This is a genomic window from Caballeronia sp. GAWG1-1 (assembly GCF_023631465.1).
In the GTDB taxonomy this organism is placed as follows: Bacteria; Pseudomonadota; Gammaproteobacteria; order Burkholderiales; family Burkholderiaceae; genus Caballeronia.
In genome coordinates this window covers 123,361-138,135 of the sequence record NZ_JALQDB010000016.1, presented here as the reverse complement: position 1 = coordinate 138,135, position 14,775 = coordinate 123,361, and the positions used below count along the sequence as shown (strand labels likewise).

Sequence of the window (14,775 nt, the reverse complement as noted above, 5' to 3'; positions counted from 1 at the left end):
TATGCTAGTTGGATGCGCGGGCTTATTGGCAAGCTGCCCTTCCCGGCTAATTTGCTTGAACAGATTGCGATCGGTCGTGACGGAAAAAAGGTGATCGGTGGCGTCCGCGCGGACGTATCCTCAGTCGCTCCTCCTTTTCGTTAAGGGCTGCCAGTCATAGCACGTGTGTGTCCAGCAGCACTCAGGCTCCGCAGGCTCTCGCGGAAGCAGCATCTAAAAGTCTTAGGCATTAATTCAACGAGGTTACGCTGCACGCTGTTAGAGAAGAGCAAAGAGAGAGCGCGGGCTGCGGCGTTAAACGCTGATAACAACGGCGCGTGTCCCCTTCGTTGATTGCATGAGGTTTTGTGGTGCACCAGTAATGGAGTCATTGTGCGTACATTTTCATCGTGAAAGGGAAACAATGCGTACCGGTCACAGCACCGAAGCTACTTTGTGATAGAACCCAAGGTATCTTGCTGTCTGGGAAAATGCCAATCCTTACTGCGGAAAAAATGGCCGGGATATGCCGGGTGTATTCCTCGCTGTGATTGACCATAAAGGAACTGAAATAGAGATGACGTTGACGCAGCGAGTACGTCGAGGGACCCGGTACGTCAACAGTTGGGCTTACCGGTTCAGAATCGTCCCTCAACATCGGAGCGCCGAGGCAGACGTCGTTTCTTCAATGCTATGGTGACGCGGTGAAAGTTCGCGTTATGCCAATCAGAGAGAGCAGGCCGTGCGCTTGCCATAGCAGCCACAACCTTCAGGCGCTGCTTATTCCCAAGCATCTGCTCCGCGGAAGAGTTGAGTAACATTTGGAAGAGCGTCGAGTCGAGCACCTTGTGGAAAATACCGAGGTTCGCAGGCTTTCACAGGGGCGGCGCAACCATCCCGCCAGCATAAACCGCGTTTGATTATTTCCTACGCACGACGCATTTCAGGGAAAATGTCGGCTGCGTCGTCCGACGGTAGGGTGGCGCGTTCAGAACTCAGTCGCTAAGGATGCAGTTGAACTCCCTATACGCCAGCGCAAGCTCAGCTCAATTGATAAGCGTATCCCTCGTTGTGTACCGGCCGCATCGGCAGCTTCTTGAACGCACGCTGACTACGCTCGATAACGCGTTGCATTGTGTGTTACCCGCCGAGCTCAGCGTCTCTGCGCCGCTGTATCTGATCAACAACGGAGCGGACGAAGGGTTCAACCTGTCCGAGGTTGCCGGCGAAACGGCGCTTCAAACGCACGTCATCGAAGGCCAGGGCAACGTCGGCTATGGCCGGGGCCATAATCTCGCGATAGAACGCACATCGAGCCGTTACCACCTGATCCTGAATCCTGACATCGAACTGGAAAGCGACGCGCTCGTTCAGGCAATCGCCTTCATGGACGCGCATCCGGAAGCCGGTCTGCTTTCCCCGTTCATACTTGAAGACGACGGCAGCCAGCAATTCCTCTGCCGCCGCTACCCGACCGTCTTCGACCTCTTCATCCGAGGCTTCCTCCCCGAAAGCCTGAGAAAGCCATTTGAAGCGCGGCTGGCGCGATACGAAATGCGCGACCTCATCGGCGATAAAAGCATCCTCTGGGACCCGCCCATCGTCAGCGGCTGCTTCATGCTATTCCGCACCGAGGTTCTCAAAAAACTCGGCGGCTTCGACCCGCGCTATTTCCTCTATTTCGAAGACTACGACCTGAGCCTGCGTACCCACGAAATTGCCCGCGTGGCCTACGTGCCCTCGGTACGCGTGCTGCATCATGGTGGCGACGCGGCGCGCAAGGGCTTCAAACACATCAAGCTCTTCGTCACATCGGCGTGCAGGTTCTTCAACCGCTTCGGCTGGAAATGGCTATGAGCGAGCGCATCGGCGTGACCGGAGCAAACGGGTTCGTCGGGCGGGCCGTGTCGCGCTTGCTGCTCGATGCGGGCAAAGAGCCTGTAGGCATCGTGCGCGAGGCTGCAGCGGTCGAGCCGGGCGTCACGCCCGTGCACATCGGCTCGCTCGATGCAATCACGCCCACATCCTTCGAAAAGTGCGCGTCGGTGATTCATCTGGCCGCGCGCGTCCACGTCATGAGCGACGCGGCCACCGACCCGCTCGCCGCCTTTCGCGCAATCAATGTCGATGGCACCCTCAGCGTCGCCGACGCGGCACATCGCGCAGGCGCGCGGCGCTTGGTCTTCGTGAGCAGCATCAAGGCGCTCGCCGAACTGGACGATGGCCGTCCGCTAAAGGAAACCGATACGCCGCATCCACCCGATCCATACGGCGTCTCCAAGCTCGAAGCGGAGATCAGGCTGAAGGAGTTCGGCGCGCGCACCGGGCTGGAAATCGTGATCGCGCGTCCGCCGCTGGTCTATGGCCCCGATGTGCGCGCCAATTTCCTGAGCCTGATGGACGCGATCGCCAAGGGCATGCCGTTGCCCATCGGCGCGGTGGAAGCACGCAGAAGCCTTTGCTACGTGATGAATCTCGCCGATGCGCTCGTCACCTGCGCCACGCATCCGCGCGCCGCGAATCAGCTATTCCACATCACCGACGGCGAAGATGCCGGTGTCGCAGACCTCGCCCGGCGTCTAGGGCATCATCTGCATAAGCCCGCGCGGCTGGTCTCCGTGCCGGTCGGCGCCTTGAAACTGGCAGGCAGACTCACCGGCAAATCTCCTCAAATCGCTCGCCTGACCGGCAGCCTCCAGATCGACTCGACTCACATCCGCGATGTGCTAGGCTGGCGCCCGCCGTACACGCTCGACGAAGGCCTCGCCGCAACGGCGGACTGGTATCGCGCGTATCGTCTGCGGAAAACATAATTCCGAGCTAATTATGTCGAGTTAACGTCCGGTAACAACGGATAAGCCCCGGTAACACGCGCACCGCGTCGAAGAGGGCATGATTTGTCACAGTCGAAAGAACCTCACCTTGCAACTTCCGGGAAATGACCCAGCCGCTGTCACCCTTTGTCGTCAGTTCTCCATGGATTGCCGCTGCTTTAGTCGCGGCGGGATCGCTCGCAGCATGCGCCGCGATCCTCTCAGCCTTGCTTCGCACGGGCTTGGCCTGGCGCCTCGCCACTGATATTCCGAACGAACGTTCGCTTCATAGCCGTCCGACGCCGCGTGTCGGCGGATGGGGAATCGTTCCGGTTGCCGTCATCGCCATGCTGGTCGCCACGCCCACGCTGTGGCTTGCCGCGCTCTTGACCGTGGTGCTCGCGGCTGTATCGCAAATCGACGATCGTCGCGGCTTGCCCGCCCGCGTGCGCTTCGGCGCGCACGTGGCCGCCGTTGCGCTGCTCATCGCGCTGAATCCCGCGCCGGTGCCTTGGTGGGCGCTGGTTGCGGTCGGCTTCCTCATGGTCTGGCTCGTCAACCTCTACAACTTCATGGATGGCTCCGACGGCCTTGCAGGCGGCATGGCGCTATTCGGTTTCGGCGGTTACGCCGTCGCGGCGCTCTCCGGGCCCGTGCCGCAGATCGATTTAGGCGTCGCGAGCGCGGCGCTCGCCGGTGCCGCAGCGGGCTTCTTGCTATTCAATTTTCATCCGGCTAGGATTTTTCTGGGAGATTCGGGGTCGATTCCCTTAGGATTCTTGGCTGGAGCACTCGGATATTGGGGCTGGCTCAAGGGCACGTGGCCCGTTTGGTTTCCGGCGCTGGTGTTTTCGCCGTTCATCGGCGACGCGTCGGTGACGCTGCTCAAGCGTCTCGCGCGCGGAGAAAGGTTTTGGCAGGCTCACCGGGAGCATTACTATCAACGCATGGTTCAAGCCGGCGCCGGCCACGCGCGGACGGCGCTTGCGTGGTATTTGCTGATGCTCGCGGGCGTCGTGCTCGCCATCTCGGCGCTCGCGTGGTCTCCCGCGAGCCAGTGGCTGGCGGTCGCAGTATGGGTGGTCGTTGTCGTGGCGGCAGGCTCAGTCGTCGATGTTTGCTGGCGCCGTCATCAAGCGCTTCACTCCGGACAACCTAGAGGTACACGCGGATGATTCGATACAAAGCTCCTTGGCTTTCCGCCGGAGCCTTCGCGTTCGATCTGTGCGCGGTTGCCGCGACATGGCTCGTCGCCTACATGATCCGCTTCAACGGCGCGGTGCCACCCGAGTTTCAGCACGGCGCATTCATGGCGCTCATCTGGGTGCTGCCTGTCTACGGCGTCATGTTCCGCGTCTTCGGTCTCTATCGCGGCATGTGGGTGTTCGCGAGTCTGCCCGATCTGATGCGCATCTCGAAGTCGGTCGCCGTCGGCGCGCTCGTCGTCATGATCGGCGCGGTCATGGCGCAACCAACGCCGGTCATTCCTCGCTCGGTGCTGATCGTCGAGCCGCTGTTGCTGTTTCTCGCAATGGGCGGCGCGCGCGCGCTCTATCGTGCGACCAAGGAGTTCTATCTCTATGGCGGGCTCGTCGGGCAGGGCAAGCCTGTGATCGTACTCGGCGCGGGCACTGCGGGCGCCATGCTGGCGCGTGAACTTGCGCGTTCGAGCGAATGGCGTCTGGTCGGCCTGCTCGATGACGACCGCTCGAAGCAAGGCCGCGAAGTGCTCGGCCACAAGGTGCTCGGCAGTTTCGGCGACTTGCAGCAGGTCGCGGAGCAATACAAGACCGATTACGCGATCATCGCGATTCCCTCGGCATCGGCGGAAGAGCAGCGCCGCGTCGCCACGCTGTGCGTGCGCGCGGGCGTGAAGGTCATGGTGCTGCCCGCGCTTAGTCAATTGACGCAAGGCGAGGGCGGTTTCCTGTCGCGCGTGCGGCAGATCGATCTCGAGGATTTGCTCGGCCGCGAGCCCGTCAAAATCGACATGCCGCACGTCGAACAGTTGCTGCACGGTCGTGTGGTGATGGTGACGGGCGCGGGCGGTTCTATCGGCTCGGAACTCTGCCGGCAGATTCTGCGTTTCTCGCCGGCGCAACTCGTCGCCTACGATCTGAGCGAATACGCGATGTATCGCCTGATCGAGGAGTTGCACGAGAAATTCACGGATTGCTCGGTGATTCCGGTCGTCGGCGACGCCAAGGATTCGCTGCTGCTCGATCAGACCATGGCGCGCTTTGCGCCGCATATCGTGTTTCATGCGGCCGCCTACAAGCACGTGCCGCTGATGGAAGAGCAGAACGCCTGGCAAGCCGTGCGCAATAACGTGCTCGGCACGCTGCGCGTCGCGCGCGCGGCGATTCGCCATGACGTGCGCCACTTCGTTTTGATTTCCACCGACAAGGCCGTCAATCCGACCAACGTGATGGGCGCCAGCAAGCGGCTCGCCGAGATGGCGTGTCAGGCCTTGCAGCAGGCCGCGCCGCACACGCAGTTCGAGACGGTGCGCTTCGGCAATGTGCTCGGCAGCGCGGGCAGCGTGATCCCCAAGTTCCAGCAGCAGATTGCGAAGGGCGGCCCGGTCACGGTGACGCATCCGGAAATCACGCGCTTCTTCATGACCATTCCCGAAGCCGCGCAACTCGTGTTGCAGGCGTCGAGCATGGGACGTGGCGGCGAGATTTTTATTCTGGATATGGGTCAGCCCGTGAAGATCGTCGATCTGGCGCGCGATCTGATCCGGCTCTACGGTTACAGCGAAGAACAGATTCGCATCGTGTTCACCGGCTTGCGGCCGGGCGAGAAGCTTTACGAGGAACTACTCGCCGACGACGAAACCACCACGCGCACGCCGCATCCCAAACTGCGGATCGCGCAGGCGCGAGGTGTGCCAGAAAACTTCATCGACGAGTTGTTGCCGTGGCTCATGCAGCATCGCGTGCTCGCGGATGACGAAGTGCGGCGCGATCTGCGTCGCTGGGTGCCGGAGTATCAGACGGTGACCAACCCCACGCTGCAGAGCGTGCCGGTTGCGAAAGTGGCGAAAGTGGCGAAAGTGGCCAACGAGCGCGGCGCGTCGCTCTGACGGAGCCAACAGCGCATGACGACTTTCGACGAAGTCCATGCGCTGACCCATGCGGGTTCGTTGTTATCGAGGCACGGCGAGATCGTCGCGTCCTACGATCTCGAAGCCACCGGTAGCGATGCCTCCGGCTTCACGTCATTACATGACGCGCGGCGCGACATTCTCTGCGCCGTCTCCACGCCCTTCACGGCGAACTATGCAGCCGCGCGCCGCGTTCATCTCATCAACGCGTTCGGTGTGACGCTGGGCGATTCGATCATCGGCCTGTCCGCGCTCTTCGCGATCAAGCGACACTGGCCGCATCTCACGTTTACGATTTATCGGCCGGCTCATGCGCCAGGCTACGTGAAGCGCTTGTATGAACTGGCCGCGCCGCTCGTCGGGGGCGATGTGATCGATCTGCCGGTGCCGCTCGCAATCCTGCCCGCCGATGAACCGAAGATCGACCTCGGCAATCATCTCTTCTGGCCGAGCTTCGCCTCGATGCCGATGATCGATTTCTTCATCCGCGCGTTAGGCGTGGACCCGCTAAGCGTAGCGCCGGAAGACAAGCGCAATCGCTGGCTGCGTGATCTGGCCTTGCCCTTGCCCGCGCGTCACGCAGCCGACGCGGCGTATGTGCTGTTCTGTCCCAACGCGAGCACGCCAGTGCGCAGCGTGCCGCAGGCGGCGCGTGGGCGCATCGTCGCGCGTCTGTGGGACGAATTCGGCTTGCCCGTGTATGGCTTCGGCGCGATCGATCACCCGCACTATCGCGACATCGCGGCGCATTCCAGGGATACGGCGGAATTCATCGCGTGGATCGGACACGCCTGTTATCTGGCGACGCCCGATACCGCCGCGCTGCATATCGCAGCGGGCTTCGACGTGCCGACGACGGCTTTCTTCACGACCATCGGCGCAGCGTTACGCTCGCGCGATTACGCCAACTGTCATGCAGTGGAGTTCAAACTGAGCGAGCTGCAAGGGATTCACGCGAGTGCCCGAGCGCAGGACCTTCGCGCGCTCGAACGTGTGTATGGCGCCTACGACTGGCGCACCATGCCGATCGTCACGACGGCGAGACCGTTTTGCCGCTCGCCTGAAACGCGGGCAAGCGTCCATACAGCTCCGCCACCCAGTCGATGAACACGCGCACGCGCCGTGGCTGATGCCGGTTCGCCGCATACAGCACCGACACCACGCGCGCATACGACGGATACTCGTTCAGCACTTCCACGAGCGCGCCGCTTTTCACATAAGGGTCGAGCGTGTAGCTCGAACTCTGGATGAGTCCGAGGCCCGAGACGCCGCACGCAATGTACGAATCGCCGTCGTTCACCGCGATCTTGTGCTTCATCGCGATGGTGCGCGTTTCGTTATCGACGACGAATTCCCAGTTGCGCACGCGCCCCGACTTGTTGAGCACGTAGCCGACCGCGAGATGCTGTTCGAGATCGTCGAGCGTGCGCGGCGTGCCGTACTTCTCGAGATAGCCGGGCGATGCGCACGTGATCTGCGAATACGCGCCAATGCGCTTGGCCACGAGGCCGACATCGCCGACCGCGCCGACGCGCACCACGCAATCCACGGCTTCCTCGACGAGATCGACCGAGCGGTCCGTCAAAAGCAATTCGACGCCGATATCCGGATAGGCCGCGAAGAATTCCGGCAAGGCGGGAATGATGGTGCTCTTCGCCATGACCTGCGGCAGGCTGACCTTGACGTTGCCCTTGGGACTGAGCTTCGAATGCGAGAGCGACGCTTCCATGTCGTCGATCTCGCCCAGCACGCGCACGCAGCGATCGTAGTAAGCCTCGCCGTCTTCGGTGATGCTGATGCTGCGTGTGGTGCGATTGATGAGGCGTGCGCCGAGATGCGCTTCGAGCGCTTGCAGCGTGCGCGATACGCTCGCGGGCGGCAGGCGCAGCGCATCGGCGGCCTTGGAGAAGCTGCCCGCCTCGACGACGCGCGCAAAGACCTTCATGGCGAGAAAGCGATCCATACTCGTCTGCAATCACGGCCGCGCGCGCAAAGATGCAGGCATGCACGGCGGTCGAACTGTTGATCAAGCGGGGATCATACTTTGGAACCCGCCAGCCGCGCAGCAACCGTGGCCGGCGCGCACGATCACGACAGTCCGAGTCCGCGGCACAGCCACCACGAGTAGTGTTCGATCATCCGCTGGAACGGCGCGTGATGACCGTAAGCGATCGAAGAGACGGCGAGCAGCCCGAGGCCCGCCACGAGCGCGCGCGGCATCTTGCGCGGCACGGCAAACACATGGCGCAACAACAGGAAGGCGATGAGGCCGCCGAGCAGCCAGCCAGCCACGACTTCGGCGGGCGTGTGCGCGTCCTGCAGAATACGACTTGCGCCGATCAGCGCCGCGAGCACGAGTCCCGCTGCCGCGCCCAGCAGATACCACGCTCTTCCGAGCCCGCCCGCGAGCAAGCCTGCGGCGACCGTATAGATCGATGCCGCGAGCATGGTGTGCCCGCTGATCATACGAAATTCGATGGCCGGCACTTCGAGGCCGCAGCCTGCATAGAGAATCTTCGAAAGGCCGACCAATCCCATGCCGGCCGTCAGCAGCACGGCCCAGCGAATGGCGAGCCGCATGTCCACCGAGCGCAACCACAGTGCGCAAACGAGTGCGAGCGGCAAAAGAAGCGCCGCGTCGCCGAGATTGGAAAAAATCCAGAGTATTTTCGTTTCCATGCTTTTTTGTTACCCCGTCCTGGCGCGCATCGGTCCATGCGCTGTTTAAGCTTATGTCGCCATAAAGTCTATGTCGTGTCGGCCGCTTGCTTGCGCCGTCCCGCCATGCGGTATTCCGTCGGCGAGATAGACAGCCGCTTGCGAAAGATCTTCGCGAGGCCGTCGCCACTGCCCGCGCCGCATCGGCGCGCAATCTTGTCCACCGGTAAATCCGTTCCCGCAAGAAGCATGCAACTCGCGTCCAGTCGCGCGCGCAAGAGATACTCAGAAGGCGTGAGCCCGATTTGCGCCTTGAAGCGGCGCAGGAAGTTGCGTTCGCTCATGGCCGCGACGCGCGCCGCATCGGTGATCGAAATCGGCTTCACGTAGTTCTCGCGCATCCAGCGCGCGGCTGCGTCGATCTTCTGGCGCACGCCGCCGCTGTCGGTGTCTTCCAGCACGGTTGCCAGCTTATGCCACGCGCCCGGCAGCGTGCGCTCCGACACTTCGCGCGCTACCGCCGCGCCGTGATCGCGCTTGATGATGGACAACGCCGCCGCGATCGGGCCTTTAGGATCGTCCAGCGTAAGCGTTTGTTCCGCGATGAAAAGTGCGTTCGACAACGCAGGCGACAAGGCCGAGGACAACGCGTCCTGCGCGGGTTCATCGCCGAAATCGAGCGAACGGTTCTGCAGCGTGAGATTCGCCGCCGCCAGAATGTGCGCGCCTTCGCCGATAGCCTTGATGAACGGGATCTTCGGTGCGATACGCCCAAGGCGTTTGCGCAACATGACGTCGTGCCGCGCGTGCCGCGCGCCTTCGCCGCCCGCGATGAAAAGGGCATCGCACTCGTTCATCCAGCGGTTTTCGAGGCTTTCGCTCCAGATGCGCATGGAACAGCTGCTCGCCACGCTCCCGCCTTCACTGGACACGAACATCAGCGAATAGTTCGGCGCCGCAGCGTTCGAGCCCGCATGAGCAGGCAGGCGAACCTGGTTGGCAAGCGAAAAGACTTCGGAAATAGAACTGACTTCGACGAGCGAGAAGTCCTCGAAGATCAGAATGCCGATTCGCTTCGCCATGCTGGCCACATCGGCGGGCGGCGCGTCGGTTTCGGGCGAGCGCACGACCTGCAGCCGGGCCATACCGTTGGCATATACCATCGACTTTCTCCTGTTCATCCCCTGTGTCGTAATCTCCCTGGTGGAGCGAAAAGCAGAGGGAAAACCAAGCTATATGCGTGGCACTATACGCGGCAGGCAGCAAACGCCGTCGCCATCGTCGGATAATGGCGAACTGTTGGCAGATGATTTCGATATTCGGACGATAAGCTGGCATCACTCATGTCGTCTGATAAAATCGGGCGATTGATTCCACTACATATCCCACAACAAGAGGCGGCCGCGAACGCTCCAAGACGCGTCGCAACGCCTCGTGCAACCGACAACCGAGGTGAGCCGATGCTCAAGGTACGCAAGGCGGTATTCCCAGTAGCCGGTCTCGGCACGCGCTTCCTGCCCGCGACGAAGGCGAGTCCGAAGGAAATGCTGCCCGTCGTGGACAAGCCGCTGATTCAGTACGCGGTCGAAGAAGCGATGGCCGCTGGCATCACGGAGATGATCTTCGTGACCGGGCGCAGCAAGCGCGCAATCGAAGACCACTTCGACAAGTCCTATGAAGTCGAAGCCGAACTCGAAGCGCGCGGCAAGGACAAGCTGCTCGAACTCGTGCGCGGCATCTTGCCGAGCCATGTCACCTGCATGTACGTGCGTCAGGCCGAAGCGCTCGGTCTCGGTCACGCCGTGTTGTGCGCGGAAAAGCTCGTCGGCGGCGAACCGTTCGCGGTCGTGCTCGCGGACGACCTGCTCGACGGCAAGCCGCCCGTGCTCTCGCAAATGGTCGATGTGTTCGACCACTATCATTCGTCGGTGATCGGCGTCGAGGAGATCGACCGCAAGGATTCGCGCTCGTATGGCGTGATCGAGGGCAAGCCCTGGGACGACGGTCTCTTCAAGCTCTCGCGCGTGGTCGAAAAGCCGGAACCGGCGCTCGCGCCTTCGAACTTCGGCGTGGTCGGCCGCTATGTGCTGATGCCGCGCGTGTTCGACTTCCTGCGTGAGCAGAAGCCGGGCGCAGGCGGCGAGATTCAACTGACGGACGCCATTGCCGCGTTGCTCGAGCAGGAACAGGTGCTCGCGTATCGCTATCATGGCAAGCGTTTCGACTGCGGCAGCAAGCTCGGCTATCTGAAGGCGACGGTCGAATTCGCCCTGCGTCATCCGGAAGTGCGCGATGAGTTCGCCGCCTACCTGAACGCGCATTTCGGCAAGCTGGAAGCGGCGCAAGCAGAAGAAGTCCGCACCGATGTGGATGTCGACGACACGAGCGAAGATTCCACGGTCATCGCCTGAAGCATCATCTGTTTCGGTTCGATGAGAACGGCGCGCAGCGATGCGCGCCGTTTTTTTGCTGCACGGCTTAGCGGAAGTAAGCCTTCGTGTTCTCGTGCACGTCTTCGCGTGCGAGCAGTTCATCGGGCAGCAGCCATCGATAATCGCTGTGCTGATCGAAGCGGCCGATGGGCACCGTGCCGCTCAGGTTCATCGCGTAGGCAAGCACGATGTAGTGCGTGCCGAAGCCGGGCTCGCCGGCGAAGTTATCGTCGTAGCGATGCTCGAACACGCCATAAAAGCGCGACGACGAACGCTCGACGCTCGCCACGCCCAGTTCGTTACTGACGACGCGCTTGAACGCGGCATCGAGCGATTCGTCCTTGTCCACGCGCCCGCCCGGCACGAACCACGTGCCCTGTGCGGGTCGATTGCGGCGATGACCGACCAGAACCCGGCGGTTGCCGTCGGTCACGATCAGGTCGATCGAAATGAGCGGCGTGAGCCGGACCACCGTCATGAAATCGTCCACGTTCAGCATTGCTGCTCCATTGGTCTTTGCTTTTAATCGTTATGGATGCTGCTCGCGCGATATGCACGGCGCGCGTTCAGTGTAGCGCGCGAATTCTCGCGACAGGCATGAACGACACTGGCGAAAAGCGCCGAAAGATCGTCCGCGTGTGCCACGGGTTTTTCCGCTCGCCAAGGGCTCATTGACCCGTGTATCCGGCGGGCTTCGTGACGTTGGCGCGCATGGCATCGGCGTTATCGGAGACGACGTATATGGGCGCCTCGGTCAGCACGAGCGGCAGGCGTCCGTCGCTGTACTTCATGGCCGATGCATTGCCCATCATGTCGAATACCGTCACCGTGCCGGACTTCGCGGGCGCATCGACGATGAGGCTGTAGTTCGCTCCATGCGACGCATCGAAGCCCTTCGGTCCCGGCCATACCGCATTGCTATGGGTCCAGAGCGCGGTGACCACCTTGCCGCCATTCAGCCGCTGGAACGCGTAGGCGTAGACGCCTTTGGGCGTGCCGTTCACATAGCCGAGCGTGGTCGTGCCGTCGATCAGACGCGTCATGGCGGCCACGGCCATCGCGGCGGGCTTCGGGCTGATCTGCGTCTGCCCGTAGCCGCCTTGCGCATTCACGAGATCGAAGAACACGCCATAGCCCACCTCGGGCGGATCGGCGGAATAGAACACGAAGCTCACGTCCGCGCCTTCGCCAAGCAATATCAGATGCGCGCGCGCCGTCACCGCGCCTTGTGCATAGAGCACGTTCCAGTTCGGCGTCGCCGGGCCGTACTTCGTGTTCAGGTCGTAGCTGATACCTGTCTCGGTGACGAAGAGCTTTGCGCCCGGCTTCACGACTTCGGTCATCGTGCGGCGCAGCTCGCGCATCGCGGCGGGCATCGCTTTCGATGCGGTGGAGGCGTCGGCATCGAAACGTTCCGGCGGGTGCGACGGCGACGTGCCCACGTCGTAATAACCATGCGCGCTCACGCCATCCAGATACTTGCCGATGCCAAGCGGCGCCAGACGCTTGAGCCACGTCGTGTTTGAAGCCAGATTCGACAGCGTCAGGCCCATTACGACGGCGTTGGGGTCGCCCGCGTGAATGGCCTCGGCGGTGGCCTTGTACATCGCGACGAGATTGGCGTCCGTGTCGCGCCAGGGCAGACCGCCTTCGTAGTCCGGTTCCCATGTTACCTGGTAGTAGTTGTGCGCTTGCTGCGGGAACCAGCGCCTTCTCACTGCATTCGATTCCACGCCGACACGTTTCATGTAGGCGCTGTATGCATCGAGCGAGGAAGGCGCGTAGCTGTGCGTGCGCTCGTGCGTGGGGCTCGCCCATGCGGGAATGCCATCGAGCTGGATGAGGCGCAGCAGATCGCCCGGCTTGAAGTAAGGCGCGAGGTTGTCCGCTGCCGCGTTGAACGTGTTCGGGCCTTTTTCCTCGGTCATGTACCAGTTGCGGTTGTCGTTGACCCAAGTGAGACCTAGCTCGGGATAGAGCGGACGATAACCGTCGCCGGAACAGCAGCTTTGACCCGGCTTGAGATATGCCGCGCCTTGTCCGCCGAAGCGATGCTGATCCGGATGCTCGAACGCCACGGGCGGCAGCACCGGAGCCACCACCGGCAGCACACCGAAGGTGGCGATGCCGGTGGGCCGTGTGCCGCGCGTTGGCAACGCGCTCTTACCCGACTTGAGCGATGCGCTCACCGCGAAGTAACCCGCCGCCTCCGACGTGCAGACGATCGTAGTAGTCGCGGGGCGCGCATCGACGGCAAACTGGCCGCTCGCCTTGACCGTGTTCCATACGTCGCGGATCTGCCATGTGACGGTATCGGCGCCCTTGGCGCGCGTGGTGATGGCCACGCGCACCGGCGTCTTCAGCGCGAACATGCGCGTGCCGTCACTGCCGGGCGTGTCCGCTTCGAGCATATCGCCGCTCACTGACGCCGATACGGGCGGTGTCGGCGCGCTGCAGCGAAGCGGCGGGGTATCGGCGGGAGCGGTTTGTTGTTCGGCCGCGGCGGACTGCGCGCGGGGCGCTGCCGTCTTGGTCGTGCTCGCATACCAGCAATGTTTTTCGACGCCGGGAGCGGGGTCGTCGAAGGCGCTGTTGTCGCAGCGTGCGCTGCCCGTGAAGGTCTTGATCGCGTGTTGCGCGGGCGTGCCGTACAGCACGCGCGTGGCGCCTCCGAATGTGCAGACGCCGTATTCGGCGGCGCAGGGAATCCACGCGGCGCCGTCGATGATCACCGCGCTGGCGGCAGGCGCCGCTTCCTCGGACGCGGCGTCGTCGCAGCCGGTCATCGACCCAAGGAAGGCGAGCGCAAACGCGAGGCAGCCAACGCGAAGGGCGGTGAAGCGGGGTGCGAGTAATCCGTTCATCGTTCGCGTGACCTTGGCCGTATGGGAGATATGAGGAGCAAGCCGTGACGCCAAGCGCCGCCGATGCTACGAAACTGAAACGTTTCTAGCGCGCGCGTGGTGCCGTTCGCAAGCGATGATGCCGTCCACTTCTTCATCCACTGCGTGCGCGCGCGCACGTGCAAGCCCGCTTCGTCCGATGAATACAGGCCACCGGCGTGCGATAGCAGCTTCATCGTGTCGAAAAGACCGATCTTCGAGCACGACCGCGCGCTTATCAGGAGTGAAACACCCGAGGCGTTCCAAATCGTAACGAAGGGCCCGGCCGGCGCGGAAAAGTTGACCGCCGGCGCGGGACTCGGTGCGAAGAATTCGCTGATCAGTCAAATACGCGATTACGCCCATTAATCGTGAATCGAAGATTGCAGATTACAGATTCTTTCAATCGGTCATTCAAAAAGGGGCTCAGAACAGAAACCGCCGCAAACGACTAATCATTGGCGGATAAGCACGCTGCGCACGTCTAACGTGCACGGTGGTTTGCGGCGAAACGCGGCCTTGCAATGCAGCAGGATAGGTCTTAGGAAATGTTTCAAAAGTTAATTAATTTCGGCTTTTGATTCCCACGTCCAAAGCGTTTTTGATAATCCGAATTGGCGCGCTCATATAATCCAGGAAATATTATTAGCGTTCCAAAACTTATCTAATTCAAGACAGCTAATTAATCAATTGGAGAATAGGCGCCGGATCGAGGATTAACCAAAAATTTCCGATTTCGATGAAACGTCTGAACAGTCGTCAAGCCTTCGATGTTGCACGGATGAATCAGTTTCGACGCTTCCCCCACGAGGGCCCAATCGTCTGTGAGCCGCACAGGGCCGTGCGCTAGGGCTTGGCGGGAGTTTCTAAAGCGGTTTCTACGATACGCGAATTCTTTTCAA

At 61.8% G+C, this 14,775-nt stretch carries 11 protein-coding genes; 6 read left to right on the top strand and 5 right to left on the bottom strand.

Going from position 1 to position 14,775, the window contains the following annotated elements; translation table 11 throughout:
• The first annotated feature begins 993 nt into the window (after positions 1–993).
• The 5 genes from NCT03_RS10945 to NCT03_RS10925 all read left to right on the top strand — a co-directional run bounded on the left by NCT03_RS10945 (position 994) and on the right by NCT03_RS10925 (position 7,008).
• Positions 994–1,836, top strand: a complete 843-nt coding sequence (locus NCT03_RS10945) for a glycosyltransferase family 2 protein (RefSeq protein WP_250465421.1) — start codon at positions 994–996, stop codon at positions 1,834–1,836.
• Positions 1,833–2,792: a UDP-glucose 4-epimerase family protein gene (locus tag NCT03_RS10940; RefSeq protein WP_250465419.1), complete on the top strand. Its 960-nt coding sequence runs from the start codon at positions 1,833–1,835 to the stop codon at positions 2,790–2,792. Before NCT03_RS10945 ends, NCT03_RS10940 begins: the two co-directional genes overlap by 4 nt.
• 125 nt (positions 2,793–2,917) lie before the next feature.
• The gene (locus NCT03_RS10935) at positions 2,918–3,967 is read left to right on the top strand and encodes an MraY family glycosyltransferase (protein ID WP_250492639.1); all 1,050 of its coding nucleotides are present in this window, start codon (positions 2,918–2,920) and stop codon (positions 3,965–3,967) included.
• Positions 3,964–5,880 carry a polysaccharide biosynthesis protein gene (locus NCT03_RS10930; RefSeq protein WP_244826062.1) on the top strand — a complete coding sequence of 639 codons (1,917 nt, stop codon included), beginning with the start codon at positions 3,964–3,966 and terminating at the stop codon, positions 5,878–5,880. Before NCT03_RS10935 ends, NCT03_RS10930 begins: the two co-directional genes overlap by 4 nt.
• Before the next feature lie 15 nt (positions 5,881–5,895).
• Positions 5,896–7,008: a glycosyltransferase family 9 protein gene (locus tag NCT03_RS10925; protein ID WP_250492638.1), complete on the top strand. Its 1,113-nt coding sequence runs from the start codon at positions 5,896–5,898 to the stop codon at positions 7,006–7,008.
• On the opposite strand, the gene NCT03_RS10920 is transcribed toward NCT03_RS10925, so the two are convergent.
• The 3 genes from NCT03_RS10920 to NCT03_RS10910 form a co-directional block, all read right to left on the bottom strand.
• Positions 6,932–7,864, bottom strand: coding sequence for a LysR family transcriptional regulator (locus tag NCT03_RS10920; protein ID WP_250465414.1), 933 nt, complete (start codon positions 7,862–7,864; stop codon positions 6,932–6,934). The genes NCT03_RS10925 and NCT03_RS10920 overlap by 77 nt on opposite strands.
• A gap of 125 nt (positions 7,865–7,989) precedes the next feature.
• Positions 7,990–8,580, bottom strand: a complete 591-nt coding sequence (locus NCT03_RS10915; protein ID WP_244826057.1) for a phosphatase PAP2 family protein — start codon at positions 8,578–8,580, stop codon at positions 7,990–7,992.
• 68 nt (positions 8,581–8,648) lie between these two features.
• Positions 8,649–9,722 (bottom strand): GlxA family transcriptional regulator, encoded by a 1,074-nt coding sequence (locus tag NCT03_RS10910; RefSeq protein ID WP_250465412.1) that lies wholly within the window; start codon positions 9,720–9,722, stop codon positions 8,649–8,651.
• Positions 9,723–10,019: 297 nt separating this feature from the next.
• On the opposite strand from NCT03_RS10910, the gene galU reads away from it, so the two are divergent.
• Positions 10,020–10,970: a UTP--glucose-1-phosphate uridylyltransferase GalU gene (galU, locus tag NCT03_RS10905; protein ID WP_250465410.1), complete on the top strand. Its 951-nt coding sequence runs from the start codon at positions 10,020–10,022 to the stop codon at positions 10,968–10,970.
• A 67-nt stretch (positions 10,971–11,037) separates the two neighbouring features.
• On the opposite strand, the gene NCT03_RS10900 is transcribed toward galU, so the two are convergent.
• Complete coding sequence (locus tag NCT03_RS10900) at positions 11,038–11,490, bottom strand: GDP-mannose mannosyl hydrolase (protein WP_244826052.1); 453 nt, start codon at positions 11,488–11,490, stop codon at positions 11,038–11,040.
• Positions 11,491–11,659: 169 nt separating this feature from the next.
• Positions 11,660–13,855 (bottom strand): hypothetical protein, encoded by a 2,196-nt coding sequence (locus NCT03_RS10895; RefSeq protein WP_250492637.1) that lies wholly within the window; start codon positions 13,853–13,855, stop codon positions 11,660–11,662.
• Positions 13,856–14,775 lie beyond the last annotated feature (920 nt).